Below are 21,068 nucleotides of genomic sequence, written 5' to 3' on the forward strand. Positions count from 1 at the left end.
ATATTAGTGCAATGTAGGTTGTTGTTCGTCACTATCACTAGCAGTGAGGTGAGCAAAAATGGTAATTGCACCAATCCGCACATACTCCACTACTTGGAATAGTGCTTGTTCATTCTCTTCTTCATCGTCATCTAAATCTGACGATAATTGGCTAATTTCGGTAAAATCTTTAACCAGCTCCTGCACGTCTTCGGCAAGCTTTTTCAAATCGCTTTGCACTACACCAAAGCCTACTAAAAAGCTTTGTACCCATTGCGCTAGGGCTTCGGTGCGTTCTTCTACAACCACTTCGTCATCAGGCAACATCAATTGAAAGCCCAATAAGCTATCGCTCATGCCGCTATGGGTGGCTTCCATCAATACTTTAAGCTGATTTTTAATCTCTATGGGTAAGCCTTGGCCGTCGTTGATTAACAGGTTTAGTTGTCCCATCCAATCGCCATCACTTGGCAAACCAGCGGCCAACAAGCCACTTAATAAACCGTGTACTTCTGCTGGGCTTACTAGGATTTTAGAACCGATCAACAGTTCACCCAGATCTTCGTAATCTGGATATGCAATTTTAGTCACGTTGAATACCTACCTACTTTAATTGGGCTAATCCTAACACTGCTTAAGTTTAGCAGCCATGTTAAACACACAATTAGCTGGAGCATTAGGGCTATTTTTGCTGGGCGTCTTTCAATTGTTTGCGGCGCAATCTCACCCGCTCAATATATTGGTCGCGGAACAGCTTAATCAGAGTACTTTCTTGCTGGCGAATAAAGCGCGCTGAGATATGGGTGTTCTTAGTAAACTGCAAACATAGTTGAGGATAAGGGTCACGTTTGTTTTCAATTTTGCGACAAATCCGCGCTTCAAACTGGTGTTCGTAACCTTCGGTGCTGTAAAGCAAGCTTAAGTCTTCAAACTCTTCTTGAACGTCTTTAGGTAAGTAATCAACAATTTTGCTGAGATCTTGATGGAAGATAAGTCGACCAATCAAAATCTTACTAGAAATAGGCAAAGGTTCGGCAGAAGAGCGCCATTGAATACGGCATCCGCCTTCGGAGACATCTAATACAGGAAAAACGTGATCGCCCAAATACATCATCGGCATGAACTGCGCAGCAAAGGCATCTTTCACTTCCGATTTATGGCGGCCTTGAGGGGCAACATTGGCAATTTTAGTGTTGACCATTTTTATGAGGAGCTGAATCAAGCGCACTGGGTAAACAATGCGATAAAATCTGCGACGTTCATCGGCAAAACTGCCTGCTTGCGTCATTAAATATTCTTTCCTGTTACGTAAAAACTTCGCTACAACCTGAGTTAGCTTAACAAACCTAGTGATTATTGGCCGCTATGGTGGACAATAAACTTATGATATTCAAGCATGACAAGCAGGTTTTATGAGCCAGATAGCGCAGATTTGCTTAGCTTTACAACAAACTGCTCGTTAATGCCGCAGCTTGCACAATACCGCCCCAACAATGGTTGCAAGTTAAGGCGCTGCGCTATATATTCAGTTCGTAATAGAGTTTAGCTAAGGCGAACCATGGCGCAGGGCGTAGACATAATACTGTTAGGCAAAAACTACCGAGTAGCTTGCCCGGAAGGTGAAGAAGATAAACTTCGCCAAGCCGCAGATGAATTATCTCAACGCTTAGAAACGCTGAAACAAAAAAGCAGTGTAAACAGCACCGAGCATTTAGCCATTATGGTGGGTTTGCATCTCTCTTATGAGCTGCATGGTGAACAAGCTAAAAACCAGAATTATGCTGATAATATGAATCAGCGCATAGTAGAGCTTCAACACACTATTGAGCGTGCCTTGCTAGAGCAAAGCCAACCTATAGGCAATATTGAATAGAGCCCTCGCACAGGCCTCGATGTTTTACTACAGTGTATAAAGAGTTTAGTTTCCTGGGGTGTTCGCCAGTTGGTGATGTCCCTGAGCCGATAATTGTATCTTTAGGGTAATTTTTCTTTGCTATTGAGCATGCTCAGCCCGACTGAGAAGCCTACGGTAGAGACTTGTTTCCCGCCTTGAACCTCATGGTTCAAGGGCTAAAATCAACAGCGGCACTCTGGGTACTTCTTTACTTTTTAAACAAAAGCGTTCCCCCTCTCCATACCAACCTCATCGCTCAACCGTTAAAATCAACACATGCTGTCTGTTACTTCTTTATTTTTAAACAACAGCCTTTTCCCCTCTCCATACGAACCTCATCGCTCAACCGCTATAATCAACACATGCTGTCTGTTACTTCTTTATTTTTACACAAAAGCGTTTCCCCCTCTCCATACGAACCCCATCGCTCAACAGCCAAAATCAACACTAGCAACTTAGGCCTGTCTTTACTCGATTCAAAGCCTCCCCTGCTCTTCATAAATAAACACTCATGCACGACTAATTACTAACTGGAATACCTTGTTTCTAGATTTAAAAATGAAGTAATAAAGCAAGTGTTTTTGCTCGCTTAAGTTGCGCTTTGCGATAATACTTTTGAAGATTGGAGGCATAGAGGTATGGGTATTCAGCCTTAACCCCCCTTAGAGAGGAAAACACCAGAAGTCCATCTTGCACTTCTGGTGTTATAGCTACACAGATTTATTTAACAAACGGATTCATTAAGGTGCGGCTACAATGGTTATGTCTCCTGGTGCAAAACCAATCATTACATCAACGTGCTTACCGCTGGTCGTATTAAACTCGATAAACAAGAAGTGGAAGTAACCATCAGCTAACTCTGCGGTTGGGGTAACGTCATTTAAAGGAATAGACACTGAACTGGTGCCTGACACCTTACCGGCTGCAGCGCTATCTGTATCCATATGATCCTGAACAACGCCCCAGTCACCGGTCATTTCGCGTAAACGATAAATAACACCATTACTGTCTATAGTGTCTCCCGAGCCCGAATGGTAGTTAACTTGAACATCCATGGTGCCATCGGTTTTATATTCTGTTGAAGTGTAAATATTACCGTCATCAAAACTCATTGCCGAAGCATAGAAGGTTTCGATATTTAAGCTAACGTGGTCAGAGACACCGTTAGCCACTTCTGAGCCATTAGCAATCGCCGTAATATCTACCGAACCGTCTGCAATACCAGTCACCGCGCCAGCCCCATCTACTGTGGCAATTGCAGTATTGCTGCTTTGCCAAGTAATGCTTTGATCATCAGGCAGTTCCAGAGAATCTGAAGACACTAGCTCCGCTGTTAAAGTGGCTGTTTGTCCCACATAAAAGGCTTGCTCATCATCGGCAATTGTAATGTCAGTGGCATAGATAGGCTCAAAGTCTCCAACGCTAATGACTATCGTGGTTGTTACATTCTCAGCAATTAACGAGCTAACGGTAATGGTGGTATCACCATCGGCAACTGCCGTCACCACGCCCTCTTCATTCACCGTGGCTACACTAGGATCAGAAGAGTTATAGCTCACGCCAGCTTGAGCGTTTAGCGGGGTAAAGCTTGGCATTAAGCTATAGGTCTCGGCCACTGCAAGCTTTTTCTCTTGTCGCTCCAGAGCAATCCCTATTGGAGCTGGGTTAGTGGCATCTTTAGTCAAGTACTTTGCATTGGCATTAACATCACTAAGGTACACGGTTTCGCCGTTACGCCAGTGTACAGCAACTTGCTTAATCTCGGTTTCGTTAGCCAAACCGAAGTGCAGCATATTAATAGAGCCTTGCGAAAATACTTCACCTGCTGATCCCACACGTTTACGATAAGTTTTACCACTTTCGGTAGTTACCACAACGTGTGCTGATAAGGGGTCAATACCATTTAGCGGGCTATACCCCACTTCAACTAACACATAATTCCCTAAGTCTTGGGTATCATTTTTGTACATGTACCAACGGCCTTCTTCGTTGCTGCCGTTAAGTAAATCTACGCGACCGTTTTGGTCAAAATCAAAGCCTTGCCCCATATCGCCATGACCGTGGTCTGTCACACTGTGAGCACCGTGCAAAGTAGTTGGAATAAACTGTCCTTTGCCAGAGTTCACCAATAACAGGTCTGTTACTCGCTCTTTTAAAAAGCCAAAGCGATGAATAAAGATGTCATTGAATCCATTGTTATTGAAGTCACCATGGGTAACCCCCCAGTGGTTGCCGCCTTTGGGCAAGTTCCACTCGCTCGAGGCATCAACAAATTTATCGCCTTGGTTAATCAACAAGATATCTTGCTCATTACGGTTATTGGGCTGCCAATCTAGGGCAATGTCATTTAATCCATCTAATGTGAAACTCACATTCCAATAAACATCTTGATCACGAACCCACTCGGCTTTCCAATTACCATCACCTAGGTAGCCAATGTAAATGCCGTTAGCCTCACGTGCGCTAGGCCAACCATTCGCCACCTCTGTTGTGATTTCCAAAGTATTTGGCGCCCCACTCATTTCTGGTGGAAGCTGGTCAGGCTGGAAGCCTGTTGCATGCACATCTTTACGCTCTTTGGCTTCACCAAGATAGATAGGGTAGCCGCCATCATACTGGCGATAAACCAAATCTAAGCCAGATAAAGTAACGCTTTCATAAGCGATGAAGCTAATCTCTGTTGTGCCCGTTTCACCGTTATCACGGATATCGAGCTTTTTAGTCGACGGGTTAAAATCATAAGACTTATCAGACAACTGATACTCTGGTTTGCCTCGAGCAATATACAAATCAAATAAACCATTACCGTTTACATCAACGTCTGCTACTGCTTGCACTTGCCAAGCATTAGCTGCGCCTTCCGGTAACCATTGGGTTGTAACATCGGTAAAGCTTAGGTTGCCGTTGCCCTGCCAAAGCGTTAGTGGCGAGAACAGCAATATGTCGTCAATACCGTCATTATTAAAATCGAGAACCAGCGCGCGCTCAGCCTCGGCGCTCTCAATACCTGGGATGCGTATTTCTTCAAACGTACCATCACCTTTATTGCGGTAAAACAGCTGCTGTGGACCATCATAGTTTGGCGTTTTAGCATTAATTAAGGCTAAATCTAAATGGCCATCTAAATCCATATCTAACCAACGAGGTGCTCGACCACGCGCAGGTGTAGTGATACCAGTATCGGTGGCTTGAGTGAAGGTGCCTTCTTCATTTTTGAGTAATACATAAGATGAAGGATTGGTACCATTAGCCCCACCTAAGGCCACCATAATGTCTAACTCACCATTGCCAGTGTAGTCACCGAGGGCTGAGCCGTGAAAATCCTGAACATTGGGGAACAGGTCAGTTAAGGTCACCGTACCATCGCCATTGTTCATCGCTAGTTGGGTAGAAATATAGTTGTGGTTATTGAGCACGAAGTCGTAGTGACCGTCGTTGTTAATATCGCCTACCGATGGCCCCCCATATTTGTAAGTATCTTCGGTCACTAAGCCAATTTCTTCGGAGGCATCGCGAAACTTAGGCATACTCAAGTCACTAATATCTTGAAATATCATGTTGTTAATCAAGATATCGCCATTTCGTCCTACAAGGCGTAACTGCTTGTCACCTAAAGAGCCAAAATCAACAATAGCGTTTAACTGATTTACGCCTTGGTGAGGAATATCAATGTTATCCAATAGCAATTGATCATCGGCATACAAACTTAAGTTGGCATAGGGAACGGTTATAGAAAATTCAAAATTGACTTGCTTGAGGCTAGATCCGCTAACGCTGTAAGGCATTTCTACTGGCTGCGTATTGGTTACTGTAATAGGTGTAAACCCACCACTGTTTCCTCCATTGCCATCATCACTGCTGCTATTACACCCGGTAATGGCGACAACCAGTGCACCGATCAAGCTTCGCGTAAATATTCTTTGTTTGGAACTATTGCTAGATATCATCAAAAATCCTTTTGTTGATTGGCTTAAATGTCTTTGAACTGAAAAAGTACAACAACATATCATCCAATCTAAGCAACAGTTCAACCAATATACAATTGGTTAACCTTACAAATAAGACCTATATCATATTTCGTTCACGATAATGAGATAGCCATCAAGTCTTTATATAACAACAACTAAATACATATTCTTTAAATTTCTTATAACTACCTATTCGAAACGAAATAGTAATAACGATAAAAAACAAACAAAAAAGTAATATAACCAAGAGAGAAAAAGACTTAACCAACACGTAAGCCACGCATTGGTAAACCAATAAAAAAAGGAGACCGAAGCCCCCTTTTTTACTTTAAGTTAACTATCCAAACACGCTACTTTTTCGCCTTATTAAAACGGCGCTGATATATGCAGCCAATTACCGGCTTAGTAGTGTCAACCATTGGCTGATATGGCACATCGGTTATGCCCACAAAACCCTCATTGTAGTTTTTACCGTCAAAGGAGCGCCCGGTAACTGGTGAATCAATGTATTGGAACCAATGTGCGCCGACAAAATATGGGTTATCGATTACCGAGTTTAAGTAATCTTCAAACATCTTGCCGCGCTCGGTTTGATCGTTAGTCACCACCAAACCTGCGTGGAAGAAACCTTCTTTAACGCCAATATGAAACTCACCAATAATGCTTGGTATATCTACTTCTGCCAAAAACTTCCAAGGTTCTGGGTGTAGCCCTTCTTTGTAGTAGTTGTAACTTACAACATCCACATGTTTTGCTGCGGCCCTTACCAAGTCGGGATTACAGCCCCAACCAGCAAATCTAGCTCCCAAATACAAATACTCTGTCGCCAGAAAGCTCTTATCTACTGTCTTCTTCCTCAGCAGCCAAAGCCATCGCTTCAACAATCCAAGTAACAAAGGATGAATTTACATATTTACTAAAGAGGGCTTATTCGCGTTTCCAAATAACATTGATTACTTCCTACTGCTTTAGCTTATTTATCACACTTTAAAACGTTTAATATTTACGACAAGTTCATTGTTGTGTTCTTCGAGTGAGACCACTTGTCCGTTCACATTTTTTGCGTTGTTGGCAATTGAGCTGGCTAGGCCATTTAACACCGTTACGTTTTCTGCAATGGTCTGGGTAACACTATTTTGTTGTTTAGCGGCTACCGCAACGTGCGTGTTCATTTGGTTAATGTTTTCAATGTGTTCGGCTATATCCCCTAAGGCTTGAGATAAGGACTCAGCCGCGTCGTCCACTTCTTTGCTCGATTGCAAACTAGCGCCCATAGAGCTGGCCGCATTAGAGGCATTGTCTTGTAAGGCTGCGACTATCGATTCGATCTCTTGGGTTGATTCTTGAGTCTTCTGAGCCAATGCCCTGACCTCATCAGCCACTACCGCAAAACCTCTGCCTTGCTCACCGGCTCTAGCGGCCTCAATCGCGGCGTTCAATGCCAGCAAGTTTGTTTGCTCGGCAATATTGCGAATCACCTCCACCACAGAGCCAATCGCAGAACTCGATTCAATCAGCGTATCGATGCGCAGCGAGGTATCACTGATACTGCTAGATAACTTGGCAATGAGCTTACTATTTTCATCAACTAAGCCAACACCAGCAATGGTTCTCTCTCTGGCATTTTGCGACTTCTCAGCGGTACTTTCGGCGTTAACAAACACCTCTTCTGCTGAGGCGCTCATTTGTTGTAGCGAGGTAGCCGCCTGTTCCATTTGGTCTTGCTGAGAAAGAGAATCACGCTGCGACTCACTGGAAGATGAGCTCAAGGAGTGCGACACCGAACTTACCTGCTCACTCACCGAACGTATGCTGTTCAGCAGGTTTGATAAGTTATCCATGAGCAGATTGAAATTGCCGCTCAATACGCCAATTTCATTACTGTTGTGTACTGGAATACGACGGGTAAGGTCACCATCGCCGGTGGCAATTTGGTGCAGAGAATTTGCCACATCGTTAATCGGAATCACCACCAGTTTTCTTACATAAAAGAACACCGCCCCCACCACTACCGCCAACACCAAAATAATGTTGAGCATTACATTGGTTATTTCGCTATTGAGTGTGGCGACCACCGTAGAGTCGTCAAACTGCAGCTTTAAGCTACCAATTAAATCTTCGCCGCGTTGCAGCTCTAACTGTCTAAGCTCTTGCTTACTGCTGGCAATACTTGCTTGAGCAATCGCTTTACCCCGTTGATCGACAACAGTGACCGCGTTAAGAATAGGTGACTGCACTAGGGCATCTACAATGGCTTGGGCTTGCTCGAAGTCATACACAAACACGGCTTCAATTAAAGCGGCTTTGGCCATTTCGGTCACTGCTTCTTGCTCTACTTGGTAAGCCTTAGCCAATTTGCTTTTAGTGTTGATGTAACTCACACCACCACCTAACAAAAGGCCTAACAAGCCAAACAACAACAATATAATTATCAGAGATTTACTTAAACTTGCTTTCACGTTTAGTCTCACTTATGTCTATCTATCTTGAATGTCTAACCACAGCTCTTTACGGTGCAAAGGCGCGTCGGCAGGCAACAAAGGATTATTTATTTTTATTATTTGGCGCTCATTTAGGCGCGCTGTTTTGAAGGTGTTAGAAATGAGAGGAGATTGATAAAATAGTTGGTCGTAACTGCCGTCTGCTATTGCGGCTTCTAAACCATTATTAATTGCGTCGTATAGTTCTCGATTTTGTGGATCCACGTAGAGATACATCGCCATGGGGTATATCAACAAAATGTTGTCTTCTACGGCTAGGTTTACTTCATTTTGGGTTTCAACCACTTCCCAGGCTTCGTGAACCGCTAAAGGTAGGTAGTCAAAGCGACCACCATCTACCATATGAAATAAACTCTGGGCTTTAACTGGCTTTACCACTTCAAGACCCGCATTTTCCAAAATTTCAGTATCCCCCCAAAAACGCCCTAAACCAGCTTTTAAGCGCTTTAGGCTTTCTAGGCTCGATACTCCTTCAAAGGCCGCTTGATTACTTTGTTCTATCACAAATACCCGGTGACCTAACAAGCCCTTAAAAATAGGGATCTTGATGGCTTTAAGCTGTTGCTGCATCGAGTTTGACGCACCTGCCCAAATCACACTCACCTGATCTTGTTTTACTTCTTCAACTAATCGAGCCTCACTGTAATAGGTATCAATGGGTTGAATTTTTTGCGAATAGTTACTTTTTTCAAATGCTAATTTAATCAAATCAACGATTAAGCGGTCGCGTTCGCCCAAAACCATGGGCGTTGTTACCTGCGCTAGAACGCTATTAGATAAGGTTAAACCGCAAAACAAAAAGAAGCTGGCAATGTTTTTTTTTTTCATACTTTTTCTCTTACCAAAACGCTGTCAATTGCTGTTAAAAACCTTGGTGGAATACCACGCTATTTTTTAAGTTGATAATCTGTTTGAGCACCACATCTTCTGGCGCGTCACGTTTGTATTCTTCGCTATTTTGATTTTCCATCACCAGGGTGAATACTTTGTATTGATGCTGCTTGGCGGCTTCAAGGTAAAAATCTAAGTCACTAGATTTAGAGAATGAGTTGGTTACTGCAATCGTATTCGCACCCTGCTCCATAAATTCCGATACGCTACTTCGGCAGTATTCATCAGCATGGGGTTTTAACTCTTCATTCCACTTATTTTGGCCGTACTGAGCATAGTAATCCCAGCATGACACAACGTTTTCGGTGATGGTTTTAGCAAACTCGGTTTTACCGCTGCCAAATGGCCCGCGAACGATATATAAATACTTCATACTTTTTCCTGAAAATAAAAAGGCCGCCTCGAAATACAACTTCATTTACGAGGCGGCACAGGTCTTACACTTTGCGGCGTCTCATAAAGAACACACCCACTAAACCAAGTAGAGATAACCAGCCTGCGCTACCGCCACCGCCTGTTACGCCACCCGTTGGTGGTGTTGGCGGGTCAATAGGTGGATCAACTGGCTCACCTGGCTCTGGCGCTTCTGGACCAGAGTGGCTTACGCCAATGTTAGTACCGGTATATAGCGCACCTGCACGAGACGCAGCCTCGGTAGCATTACCTAGGCTTGAACAGTCAGCACCGTATATGCCACAGTTAAACTCACGCGCAGCATCAGTCATCAATGTATATGGCGTGTCAGTATTGCTAACAAAACCCACGTTGTAGTTTTCGCCATCCCATGCACGACCCGTTAATGGTGAGTCGATGTATTGGAACCAATGCGCTCCCACAAAGTTTTTATGGGCATTTACTGACTCGTAAAAGCTAACCATTTTGTCGGCGCGATCTTGTTGTGATGTGGCATTTACTACGCCCTCCGCAAAAGAACCGCTATCTAACGCTCCGAAGTGGAACTCACCAATAATTACCGGCTTATCAATGGCTTCGATTTGACTTAAGGCATCGGCATCCCAATCGGCCGCAACAATACTGTCTTTGTAGATGTTGTAACTCATTACATCAACAACAGCAGAAGCCGCGCTTACTACATCAGGAGTACGTCCCCAATCTGCAAAACGCGAACCTAAGTACAAGTGGTTTGGTAACTCAGCTTTCAATGCCGTGTTTACGGTATTGAAGTATTTGAAAGCAAACTGCCATGACAAGTACTGTAGGTCTGCAGCCATTGCAGCGCTATAAACTAGCTCTTGCGCTGGGCGCATTGCATCCCAAGAAGCATAATCTGTACCCCAAGCCGCGTTTAAGTCTGCAATGCCATCTGGGTAGCGATCGTTTGATAAGAAGTAAATGAAGCTGTTTTTAGCTGGGCTAGTTGTAGCATCAGTACCGTCAGTATTAAATACTGCTAATGTCTGCTCATAACGAGAGCTTTCTTCTGCTGTAACGTTGCCCCAGCTCATTTCATTATCAACAAAGATACCGATTAAGTACTCTTCATTACCTGCTACTTGCGCTTTAATCTCACCAACCATTGTGGCGACGTTGGTTTCAAAGTTAGCATCCCACGGATCAGGAAGTGGTCCCCAGTAGCCGCTGCCAATTTGTTTAACTGGAAGACGATCGGCACCAGAGGTTGACCAACCATTTGCCACGTAAGGAACACTACCGTTTGCATACAACGCAGGATCGGTCCAGTTACCTAAGGTGTTAAAACCCCAGTCTTTCATACGCTTAACAGTAATGTCTCGCCATACATCTTCGCTAGCGTGGCGGGTAATCAAGTTGTTAGCGTAAAAACTTACAGCTTGGCCTTGAGAAACAGGTCCACTATGCACAGGGCCATAGTTTTCATTTACATAATCACTTGGAATTTCTGTAAACATCGACTGGCGAAGTGCAGACTCAGATTCGGCATCACTCGACACGCCAGTCATGGTGTAAGTATCTTGCAAACGAATGTTATCAACACCGGTTGAGAAGAACGCATTACCAGCAGGGTCTACCAATTGCCAGTTACCATCAGCATCTTTACAAGCGTTAAACGAGGCAGGCGTAGCTAGTACACAGTCTGTAGCTGGCGACGAATCTGGGTTACCGCCGTAAGTATTGCGATTGGTCAACTCGCCCAAAGCCGCCATTTCTGGATCACTTAACTTAGCTAACTCTTCTTTGCTGGCAACTTTACCTGCGTAAGTGACTAGGTTGTTCTGACCCATAGCGTCAGCCATCTCTGCGTAAGCAGATTCGTGATTAAGATCTTTAATAACACGCATGTTATCAAACACGATCGTTTGGCTTGTCTCGCCACTGGCTAATTCCCCGATGAAGTAACGAATAGCAGTAATCTGTGACTTATCTAATGCAACAAACTCACCCCAACCGTTTTGAGCACTCATTGGGTCTGCGGGAATATCGCGTAAACCTAAGGTTGAAACACGCTCATCTTGGGTAAGTAGCGATAGGTTGTCGTTTAAGCTGGTGTAAATGGTTTTCGATTCGCCAGCTTTAACTAATACGCCGCGAGTAGCCGTTTCGCCCTGGCTATTTACATCTTCAATACGTGAATACAACCAAATATTACTATCACTGGTATTTGAAACGTCAATGGCTACAGCGGTGTGTTCACCAAGTTCAGCCCAATTCCAAGTTCCCGCAAATACTAAACCGTTCCAACCAGCCGTAAACTCTGCAGCCATTGCTGCGGCGCCTTTAGTTACAATCTCAGTAGTGGTTGAAACGTTTACACCACCATCAGGCCTTAAGTAATCAGGGATAGTTTCAAAGTCTTCAATTTGCGCTAAAGTGGCAACAGGTGCGGTTTGAGTATTAACAGCACCATCACTAGGTGGCGGTGTTACTGCTTCGCCATCAACCATGATGTTATCAAAATACAGCACTTTAGTTTCTTCGGTGCTAAGCATGAACTGCACGCCGATAACTTTATCTTTACTAAAGTTTTCACCGTGTGTTTGGAACTCGTTCCCACCATTCAAATTGAAGCTAAAAGTCTGCGTGGTATTAGCTGGAACGGTAAAGTAGTCTAATGAGGTTTGAGACTCATCAACCCAATCAGGAAGAATATCACTATCAATTAGCTTAATGGCAAAAGTAACATCGGTGTCGTTAGGGTTAACGACATCTACTGACATAAGATCTTCAGCACCCCAGTTCCAACTTCCCCAGTTCCAAACAACCATTGGTTTGAAAGGCGCATCAAAAGACGCTTTAATCGACTGATTACCATCAGTAGCTTGTTCTGTTGAAACTTCAGAAGTGGCATCTCCAGACACCTCCAAAAATTCACCATTGTTCTCTGAGCTGCTGTAGTCAGCTTCTTCAAACGAAGTCACTAAACTTGCAGCACTTAGCGGTAACGCTAAGCTTGCAGCTATTGCTGCGGTTAATAATTTAATCTTCATATTTCCTGCCCAATCCTTGTACCTAGCAGTGGGCACTCCTTAACGAGCTAAGGAGTGCTAAATCGTAATTGCGATTATTTTTTGTAACGAAGTTTATAAACGTCTTGGTTGAAAGTTTTAGCGGCATCAACCAATGGGACGTATGGGGTATCGGTCACTGATACAAAACCAACGTTGTAGTTTTCACCATCCCAAGCTCGACCCGTAGTTGGAGAGTCGATGTATTGGAACCAGTGAGCACCTACAAAGTAAGGGTTGTCAGCAATACTCTTCATGTAGTTGGTGTACTTAACAGCGCGATCTTTCTGACTAGCTGCCGATACGATTCCGCCATGGAATAAGCCCGAATCAGTAGAACCGAAGTGGAACTCACCAATAATGCTTGGCTTGTCTAGCTCGGCCAACTTGCTCCAATCACCTTTAGAAGTAAGGTCTTCGGCGTACAAGTTGTAACTCATCACATCTACATATGGCGCAGCGCCTTTAGCGATTTCAGGTGTTACTCCCCAATCGGCAAAACGTGCTCCTAGATAAAGGTGATTAGGCAATACTTTCTTAAGCTCGGCGCGAACTGTTGAGAAGTATTTAGCAGAAAGCATTTCCAGCATTTCGGCATAATCTTTCTTCATGTTTTTGCTTAAGCGTGAGCGGTGGTCGAATGATTTCTCAAAATCGGCCCACGACGCCACTTTCACGCCCCAGCTTGAATTAAGATCTTCTACTGCCCAGTACTTGGTTTTTAGATGCTCTGTAAACGCAGCTTTAGCAGGGCTTTTCTTAATGTCGTAACTTAAAGCATTTACCACTAAGCCATAGTGGTTAGCATCGTTTTTGGTATTACCCCAGCTGATTTCGTTGTCGACAAATACGCCCATCATCCACGGGTCATTTTTGTCTACTTCAGTCATTAGCTTTTTGGTCATGGCTTTCACGCTAACCACAAACTCTGGGTCAAATGGGTCGTGAATTGGGCCCCAGTAATCGTTACCGGTGCTAATACGAGCGTGGTCACCAAAGATCCAACCGTTTGCTGAGTACGCAACTTTTTTGTTGTCGTAGAACATTGGGTCAGCCCAGTTACCTAACGTGGTGAAGCCCCAATCAAGCATGCGGTCAATGGTAATTTCTTCCCACACTTTTTCGGCTTCGGCAAAGCTGCCACCATATTTACGCTGTAAGTTAGCGCCGTAGAAGCTAAACACTTCACCTTTTTTCAACGCACCAGAGTGCACCCAGTTGGCGTAGTCATAGTTATCTGCAAGGGTGTCACCGTCTTCTGGTAACCAAGTAAACATTGAACGTCTCACTTCAGACGCTACCTCTTTACCACTGCGCTTGTCTTTATCTGCAAAGTCGTGACCGGTAATGGTTACCGTATCGTCCATGCGAATATTGTCTAAACCAGTAGCAAAGAACAGGTTACCTTGAGGGTCTACCAACGACCATTTACCGTCTACTTTTTCAGTACGGAAGAAGCCCGTTGCTTTTAGTTTTGGACCATCGGCCCAACCACCATAAATGCTACGGCCTGGCATTTGGCTGCTTGATTTAAGTGACATCAACGACAACTTACCCATTACAGCAAGTTCTTCATCTTCTGTTACTTTCTTCGGCCAATCTGCACCCGTAAATTGACCGTATTGGTCAATCAAACCTTCATAGCGAGTGGTGTCTGCGTCAATGTTAGGAATTAAACGGACACTTTTAATGGTAAATTCAGCGTCTTTAGTCGGGTTTTGTAAATACAGCTGGAACGACACAATATTAGATAAGTTCAGGTTTTTCTCACCCCACCCGTAACTAATAGCCTGTGCGTTATAAGACTTTTTAGGTGGCTCAGCACGCATCCCTGATACGATTTGATCACCGGTTTGCCCCAATGGTAAATAGAAGGTCCCGTCGTCACCTGGGGCTAAAGTGACATAGCTAGACATACTGTCGACTACGCCGTTTGCTGTGCCACCCCAGTTCTCGTTTTCGGCGTCATCAACACGCACAAACAACTGCAAAGGTTCATCAGTTTGGCTTTCTAAATCAAAGGCTAAACTAAAATCACCATGCTCACTCCAATCCCAAGGTTGGGGTGCTTTAAACGTAATGTTTGGGTAGGCATTCGATGCCGATAGCTTAACGGCTAACTCGCCGCCCATGTCAGTTTTAAGCTCTGTTACGGTTGCTGCAGCACTGCGGTCGAAGGCTACAAAAGTAGGTTGTCCTTCATCAAAACTGGTGATTGAAGCGACCGTTGGAATAGGTCCCGTCACCATTACAGCTTGCCCAGAGGCTTCAATAAAGTCCCCTGTAGCATCCACTAAATCAAAGTTATCAATAATTACACTTTGTGCATCCATAGGGCCCTGCACAAAAATTTGGAACTCAACAATGTTGCGTAAGTTAAGCTTCTCACCGCCCCAATAACCATCTAACTTACGCTTGGTACCGTTAAATAACATTTCTACCGGAACCGTTTCACCAGCAGGTACATTTACCGCATAGTTTAATTGATTGTCACCCGAGCCCATTACGCCCACGTTGTCAGCCAATTTTAGAATAATATTGGCTGGGCTATCTGTTGGGTTAGTTAAGTCTAAGCTTAAGCTGCCTTTGGCATTCCAATTCCAAAAACCTGCATCAGGATGCACTTTAACATTCGGCCAATACTTAAATTTGTTGGCCTCAGAAACTGAATCAAAGTCGACTTTAAGTGCGCTTTCACCATGGGTAACACCTTCGTCGGTGACCACTTGGGTTTTAGCATGGTCTTTCTTTATTTTTTTGAAAAAAGAGGCTGATTCAAAATCAGGCACTGTACCGCCGACATCTTCAACGCCACCTTCGGCGTCGACAGAACTTGGGGTTGAACCACATCCGTACACACCCAGCATAGCGAGCGATAACAGAGCAGCAATTTTATTTTTTGTAAATTTCATAAGTTCTACCATTACGAGTGAGAGGCTCGCAGGCCTATACCTGCGAGCTCTAGTGCTAAGTGGGTATTACTGTGGTTGGCTTACCACCAAGTTTCGAATTGAGCACCCACTGTGGTCGCTGAGTTTTTACCTTTCTCAGTAACATATGGGTTATGACGCCATTCCCAACTTGGGTTATCTACACCTTCACCGTGGCGGTTGTTATAAACCGTGGTGTCAGTATCAGATTGACCGTAGGTCACAAAGAAGCGCAATACAGGACGGTCCCAGAAAGTGCCACCAATATGCACGTTTTGCGATAAGGTCACTTTGTACGAGGAGTTAGTACCACTCTCACCGTAGCCTTCGCGAGCATCAAGTTTGATTTGGTCGTAGCTTAACTCTAGGTCTGTTGAAAAACGGTCATCCCAAATGTAGGTAGGACGAACAGTAATGTTGCCCCAATCAGACTTTGTGATAGAAACGAGATTGCGTTTTAAAGCTTCGTCATCAAATTTTTGACCTTCGTATACCACGGCATACTGTACGCGGAACGAATCACCTAGCTCTTGCATACCTTGGAAGAAAGCACCAATCTGCGTAGATGGAGTGTCTAGCCAGTCTTGGGTCATCGACTTACCAATATCACTGCTGTAACGCACAACAAATTCGTTGTAGTCAGCCCATTGGCCTTGTTTGATGCTAAAGCCCGTTTGGTAGCTATTTGGCTTCATATCTTTGGCAGTCATACTGCCACCTTCGCTCAGTGTCGTATCAGAACCCGCGTAGAAGCCGTAGTTAAAGAATACTGAAGCCGCAATATTGTCGGTCACTTTCATGTCATGCAAGCGGGTATTTACCGAGTGGTAACCACCACGGTAGCCCGAGCGACCGCTGGTATCACATTCGTAAGTTGGATCTGTGGTTGAACAGAAGTCTGATCCATACGTATCACCATTTTCTTGTTTAGTAATACCAAAGTTAAACTTGGCAAAACCAAAATCCCAATCGTCGATACCCGCGCCCACGCCATCGTTTTGTAGCATGTGATAATCAAGAATTTCTGCTTTATAACGTTGGTAGTAACGCTTACCTACCCAAATAACCGCACCAGGGCTTGATTTAAACACGCCTTGACCAGCTACCCACCATTCATCCAGATTGAATTTTTCCATATCTGTAGCAATGTTGGTTTTGATTACCCAGTTCATGTCGTTTAACACAAGACCATAATCAACGTGGAATTCAGCAAAGTTACCTTCGTTACCCAAACGACCCGTTTGAGCGTGAGGGTTACCTGCTGTTTCAATAATATTGAAACCGTTGTTGGCAAGATCTGAACGCAGACCTAAAACTTTATCTGTAGAAGTACCTGTACCGCCGCGGCCGTAACCCCAAAAGCGCGCGCCTTCTACAACTTGCGCACCTAAATAGTCTAAAGCAGACTCTTCTTGTGCGTGGGCCATACTGCAAGATATAGCCAAAGCAGATAGTGCAAAAATACGTGTTTTCATACGTTTACCTAACATCCTTATCTAAAATATAATTTTGATTACTTAAGCTGCTACTGTTTCTTGTTGATCTGTTGTAGTCAGCTTCTTGGTGGAACTTAGCGTGAACATTGCTAGCACTGTTGCCGCAGCAGCGAACACACCAAAATAGATATAACTGTGTGGGAATCCATGTTGGTCATACATCACGCCCATTACTGGCGCAGCAATCGCGGTCATTAAGTTGTTAACCACTTGGAAACCAAACATGTAAGTGAATGAATTTACTTTCTTGTCAAACTGCTCAGCCGTATAAGCAAACACCGACACAATGAGTAAGGGATTAACAATGCCGAACAGCAACTTGGCAACAATCGCCAAGTACAAGTTCTTCTCGCCAAGGCCAGCAAAGCCAATCATTAACAAGAATGAGGTAATACCCACAGCGGTAAGAATTAAGCTACCTTTCGCGCCAATTTTACGAATAATGAAAGGCACACCTGCACTGACAAAGAACAGGAATACAGCGGTTAAGCCGTCCATATTTGAGCTAAAAGAGATGCCTTCTTCTTGGGTGGGGAAAAAGCTAATAAAGTAACGCGTGAACTGGCTCATCGATGTCCAGAACACCACCGAAATTGTGCCTGCGTAGGTCATGAAAGCCCACATTTTCGGGTTCTTCAATAAGCGAATCACGTCTTCTTTTTGAATTTTGTCTTGCGATATTACGTCGTTATCAACGTCTTCTAAGTGGCTAACTCTAAGTGTCCAAGCACAAATCAGCATCAACAAGGCGGCAACACTACAGGCGTAAAAAATAAAGTCTGGATTAATATTGTACAAGTAACCCGCCAATACTGCAGATACACCCCAAGCAGCAATACCAAAACCGTTCACCAAACCGAAATCGTTTTCATGACAGCGCGCAAATCGGTCGCTGTAAGAAGCAATCACACCGCTTCCTGCTTGGAACAACATGCCTAAGTAAAGCGAGCCGGCAACAATGCCCAATACAAAGGTTGAATCATTACCCAATAACGGGCCGTAAACGTAGATATAAAACGGGCCAATCAATAAACTGAGGAAAGAGATAAAATAAATGAGATGTTTTTTAAGGCCTAACTTATCAAGAATGTAACCAAAAGCCGGTTTAAACAATACTGCTATGCCCGTTTGCAAACCAAACAACACGCCAATTTGAGAACCGTCAATGCCCACTTTGTCATTCAACCAAACTGCGAATAAAGAGCCAGAGCTTAATGACCAGAAGAAATTGTAAAAAAAGTACATAAGGCAAACTTTGCCCATGGCGACTCGGTTAGAATCGGTTTTCATGTTTACTCCATTAACTTTGCGATAGCTACTCAATGCTAAAACCACACTGGTAAACCAATATCTAAATAACTGGAGTAATCGTACATAATGATCAACCAATTTAAAGTGACACCGCTAACATTTCGGTATAAATCAGTACTTTGGTTGGCAGAAAGTCATACCAAAACAACAATTGGTTAATAGGTTAATAGCAGGTAAAATGCATGAGCCCTTTGGTGGCGGGGCTCGCAGGCCAACAAACTTGTCATACAAAACCTTTGTGTTTTTCACAATGGCTATTATGAAAGGTTAAAAGTAAGTTCTTAAAATGTGCTTTTGGTCACTTTTCTTTCATATTGATCCAAGAGAAACAGCAAGTTAATGTACCATTAGTTAAAATTGGTTTACCTTTTATACCAATATAGATTAAACACTTTAGATTAATGACGCATAGAGGTAGATATGTCAGGGATAAACAGCAAGCTAAGCTTGGCCAGTAAGCGCGCAATTGAACGCGGTTACGACAATAAAGGGCCAGAGTGGCTGATTGAGTTTGACGAGCAAACACTAAAGGGAGACTTTGCTTTTGAAGAAGGCGTTATTCGCCGCGACCCCACTGCAGTAATAGAAGTAGAGGGTGTTTATCATTGCTGGTACACCAAAGGTGAAGGCGAAACACTTGGTTTTACCGGCAACCCACAAGACAAAGTATTTCCTTGGGATTTAACTGAAGTGTGGCACGCTAGCTCTAAAGATGGCATCACCTGGAAAGAGCATGGTTGTGCTATTGCTCCCGGCGAAGCGGGTGCTTACGACGACCGCGCAGTGTTTACACCTGAAGTATTAGCTCATCAAGGTAAGTACTATTTGGTCTATCAAACAGTACAAGCGCCCTATACCAACCGCCAATTCGAAGAAATTGCCATTGCTTGGGCAGACAGCCCATTTGGCCCGTGGAACAAATCCCCAGCCCCCATTGTTAGCCCTGCTAAAGATGGTAAATGGCGTACCGAAGAAGACAATCGCTTTTTAGTGGAATCTAAAGGTAGCTTCGATAGCCATAAAGTTCACGATCCCTGCTTAATGTTTTTTAAAGGCGAGTTTTACCTTTACTACAAAGGCGAGACCATGGGAGAAGAAATGAACATGGGCGGACGAGAGATTAAACACGGTGTCGCCATCGCTAAAGATATTCTTGGCCCTTATGTGAAATCAGACTACAACCCTATTTCTAATAGCGGACATGAAGTGGCGGTATGGCATAAAGATGGTGGCATCGCCTCTTTGATTACGACCGATGGACCAGAAAAGAACACCGTACAATGGGCTGCAGACGGCATTAACTTTGAGATAATGTCGCAAATAAAAGGCGCTCCCGAAGCCTTAGGTATTTTCCGCCCTAACCAAGCCAGCGATATTGATTCACCCGGCTTGGAGTGGGGATTGTGTCACCAATATGATGCCTCTTGGAACTGGAACTTTATCTGCCGTTACCGAGTGAAAAAACAAGTGCTCGACGCCTCAACCTACCAAAACTCTAACTAACAAAAAACGGCCCACTTAATTGTGGGCCGTTTGTTTACATCTCAACATACCATCCTCTCAGTGAATCGCCTCGGCCACTAATAAACTGCGTCCATCAAACCACTTAGCCCGCAGCGCCTAAACGACTAACATACAAAAGTTCGTTTTCTGAATAACATGCTTCTAACTGGGCAACAAATGCTCCACGTACTTCTGCTTGCTCGGCAAACAAAAATGCCAAGGCTTGGCGTGCCATCGCCTCCACCGGATAAAACAGCGTACTGTAGCTGAGCTTGCCGCCAGGGGCATTATTTGAAGCGCCTATAAACTCAATCTGCCGGTTTAATTGCTCGGTTTGCTGTTGCACTTGTTGCCATATTGGCCAACTTAAGCGGGGTGATAAACACACCAGCGCCGAGCACTTATCAGAACCAACAACGCTCGATATACAATCGCTAGGGTCATGAGGCAAACAGTTCACCGTGAGCGTTGCCTGGCTAAAAGGGCTGTCAATGTTGACTAATTGTGGGCTTATTTCTTGATACTGCTGCGCATCACAACATACCGTAATATGGCTATGCCCACGCTCAACCAAAGATGTGATTGCCAGCCATAAACTGGCGATCAAGTCTAAGTGCAAACACTGACTAGCGAACTGACTTACATAACGCTTAGCCACCAATAAACGGGGATGCAAGCGCATAAACTCAGCTAGGCGTTGTTCGTCCATATGCTGACTTTCGAAATATAAAGCCTGAACACCTAAAGCAAGATAGTTTTCTAACAGGTGAATTTCCTGAGCTTCTGAGTGCGCGCCAGAGGCTAGGTGCAATGGTTGCGATAAACTTGATGCCCTAGCAGAAAGATCTTTCAGTAAACTGGCACTGAGTGGATCTTGGATTGATTGCACAATCATCCCAGGTCCAGTTTGTGGATTAACGGTGAGGTTTTGCGCATGGTAATTAGGCACAAAATTTAGTGCTTTAATCGCTGCCATTACCTTGGCCACTTTAGCCTCACTCACCGGCGTATTTTTATTAATAATGCGAGATACCGTTGCTACCGAGACACCCGCTTTGTTCGCAACATCTACAATTGTGGTCATCTGCTTCCCTACTTCGCGCTTAGTTATTTATTTTTATAATCGAACAGATAAAACAAAAGACGAGGCCA

14 protein-coding genes and 1 other RNA gene are annotated in these 21,068 nt (G+C 44.1%); 3 read left to right on the plus strand and 12 right to left on the minus strand.

Annotation, left to right across the window (positions count from 1 at the left end; all coding sequences use genetic code 11):
* Positions 1 to 3 precede the first annotated feature (3 nt).
* Together FFR00_RS05055 and FFR00_RS05060 are read right to left on the minus strand one after the other, a co-directional pair.
* Positions 4 to 570 (minus strand): UPF0149 family protein, encoded by a 567-nt coding sequence (locus FFR00_RS05055; protein ID WP_137672277.1) that lies wholly within the window; start codon positions 568 to 570, stop codon positions 4 to 6.
* Positions 571 to 661: 91 nt separating this feature from the next.
* Positions 662 to 1,267, minus strand: a complete 606-nt coding sequence (locus FFR00_RS05060) for a hypothetical protein (RefSeq protein ID WP_137672278.1) — start codon at positions 1,265 to 1,267, stop codon at positions 662 to 664.
* A 270-nt stretch (positions 1,268 to 1,537) separates the two neighbouring features.
* Between FFR00_RS05060 and zapA the strand changes: the two genes are divergently transcribed.
* Together zapA and ssrS are read left to right on the plus strand one after the other, a co-directional pair.
* Entirely contained in the window at positions 1,538 to 1,852 is a 315-nt protein-coding gene (gene zapA, locus FFR00_RS05065; protein ID WP_137672279.1) for a cell division protein ZapA, read from the plus strand.
* A 47-nt stretch (positions 1,853 to 1,899) separates the two neighbouring features.
* A non-coding RNA gene (gene ssrS / locus FFR00_RS05070) (6S RNA) lies at positions 1,900 to 2,080 on the plus strand.
* A gap of 533 nt (positions 2,081 to 2,613) precedes the next feature.
* On the opposite strand, the gene FFR00_RS05075 is transcribed toward ssrS, so the two are convergent.
* The 9 genes from FFR00_RS05075 to FFR00_RS05115 all read right to left on the minus strand — a co-directional run bounded on the left by FFR00_RS05075 (position 2,614) and on the right by FFR00_RS05115 (position 18,392).
* Entirely contained in the window at positions 2,614 to 5,820 is a 3,207-nt protein-coding gene (locus FFR00_RS05075; RefSeq protein WP_137672280.1) for an FG-GAP-like repeat-containing protein, read from the minus strand.
* A gap of 371 nt (positions 5,821 to 6,191) precedes the next feature.
* Positions 6,192 to 6,587 (minus strand): hypothetical protein, encoded by a 396-nt coding sequence (locus tag FFR00_RS05080; RefSeq protein WP_201798695.1) that lies wholly within the window; start codon positions 6,585 to 6,587, stop codon positions 6,192 to 6,194.
* 234 nt (positions 6,588 to 6,821) lie between these two features.
* Positions 6,822 to 8,300 (minus strand): methyl-accepting chemotaxis protein, encoded by a 1,479-nt coding sequence (locus tag FFR00_RS05085; RefSeq protein WP_137672281.1) that lies wholly within the window; start codon positions 8,298 to 8,300, stop codon positions 6,822 to 6,824.
* A gap of 18 nt (positions 8,301 to 8,318) precedes the next feature.
* On the minus strand, positions 8,319 to 9,170 hold the full coding sequence (locus FFR00_RS05090; protein WP_137672282.1) for a transporter substrate-binding domain-containing protein: 852 nt from the start codon (positions 9,168 to 9,170) through the stop codon (positions 8,319 to 8,321).
* A gap of 34 nt (positions 9,171 to 9,204) precedes the next feature.
* Entirely contained in the window at positions 9,205 to 9,606 is a 402-nt protein-coding gene (locus tag FFR00_RS05095; RefSeq protein WP_137672283.1) for a hypothetical protein, read from the minus strand.
* A gap of 64 nt (positions 9,607 to 9,670) precedes the next feature.
* A complete protein-coding gene (locus tag FFR00_RS05100) occupies positions 9,671 to 12,658 on the minus strand; it encodes a GlyGly-CTERM sorting domain-containing protein (RefSeq protein ID WP_137672284.1) in 2,988 nt (995 codons plus the stop codon).
* 74 nt (positions 12,659 to 12,732) lie between these two features.
* Entirely contained in the window at positions 12,733 to 15,588 is a 2,856-nt protein-coding gene (locus FFR00_RS05105; protein WP_137672285.1) for a beta-agarase, read from the minus strand.
* An 80-nt stretch (positions 15,589 to 15,668) separates the two neighbouring features.
* Entirely contained in the window at positions 15,669 to 17,081 is a 1,413-nt protein-coding gene (locus tag FFR00_RS05110) for a carbohydrate porin (RefSeq protein WP_161985093.1), read from the minus strand.
* A gap of 42 nt (positions 17,082 to 17,123) precedes the next feature.
* Positions 17,124 to 18,392 carry an oligosaccharide MFS transporter gene (locus tag FFR00_RS05115; protein WP_137672287.1) on the minus strand — a complete coding sequence of 423 codons (1,269 nt, stop codon included), beginning with the start codon at positions 18,390 to 18,392 and terminating at the stop codon, positions 17,124 to 17,126.
* Positions 18,393 to 18,833: 441 nt separating this feature from the next.
* Between FFR00_RS05115 and FFR00_RS05120 the strand changes: the two genes are divergently transcribed.
* A complete protein-coding gene (locus FFR00_RS05120) occupies positions 18,834 to 19,916 on the plus strand; it encodes a family 43 glycosylhydrolase (protein ID WP_137672288.1) in 1,083 nt (360 codons plus the stop codon).
* A gap of 103 nt (positions 19,917 to 20,019) precedes the next feature.
* On the opposite strand, the gene FFR00_RS05125 is transcribed toward FFR00_RS05120, so the two are convergent.
* Positions 20,020 to 21,000, minus strand: a complete 981-nt coding sequence (locus tag FFR00_RS05125) for a LacI family DNA-binding transcriptional regulator (RefSeq protein WP_137672289.1) — start codon at positions 20,998 to 21,000, stop codon at positions 20,020 to 20,022.
* Positions 21,001 to 21,068 lie beyond the last annotated feature (68 nt).

The organism is Agarivorans sp. Toyoura001, from assembly GCF_005405585.1.
Lineage (GTDB): Bacteria > Pseudomonadota > Gammaproteobacteria > Enterobacterales > Celerinatantimonadaceae > Agarivorans.

Coding starts and splice junctions, on each gene's coding strand:
- FFR00_RS05120 (WP_137672288.1), top strand. CDS start 18,834: ATGTCAGGGATAAACAGCAAGCTAAGCTTGGCCAGTAAGCGCGCAATT.
- FFR00_RS05090 (WP_137672282.1), bottom strand. CDS start 9,170: ATGAAAAAAAAAAACATTGCCAGCTTCTTTTTGTTTTGCGGTTTAACC.
- FFR00_RS05110 (WP_161985093.1), bottom strand. CDS start 17,081: ATGAAAACACGTATTTTTGCACTATCTGCTTTGGCTATATCTTGCAGT.
- FFR00_RS05075 (WP_137672280.1), bottom strand. CDS start 5,820: ATGATATCTAGCAATAGTTCCAAACAAAGAATATTTACGCGAAGCTTG.
- FFR00_RS05105 (WP_137672285.1), bottom strand. CDS start 15,588: ATGAAATTTACAAAAAATAAAATTGCTGCTCTGTTATCGCTCGCTATG.
- zapA (WP_137672279.1), top strand. CDS start 1,538: ATGGCGCAGGGCGTAGACATAATACTGTTAGGCAAAAACTACCGAGTA.
- FFR00_RS05125 (WP_137672289.1), bottom strand. CDS start 21,000: ATGACCACAATTGTAGATGTTGCGAACAAAGCGGGTGTCTCGGTAGCA.
- FFR00_RS05115 (WP_137672287.1), bottom strand. CDS start 18,392: ATGAAAACCGATTCTAACCGAGTCGCCATGGGCAAAGTTTGCCTTATG.
- FFR00_RS05060 (WP_137672278.1), bottom strand. CDS start 1,267: ATGACGCAAGCAGGCAGTTTTGCCGATGAACGTCGCAGATTTTATCGC.
- FFR00_RS05100 (WP_137672284.1), bottom strand. CDS start 12,658: ATGAAGATTAAATTATTAACCGCAGCAATAGCTGCAAGCTTAGCGTTA.
- FFR00_RS05095 (WP_137672283.1), bottom strand. CDS start 9,606: ATGAAGTATTTATATATCGTTCGCGGGCCATTTGGCAGCGGTAAAACC.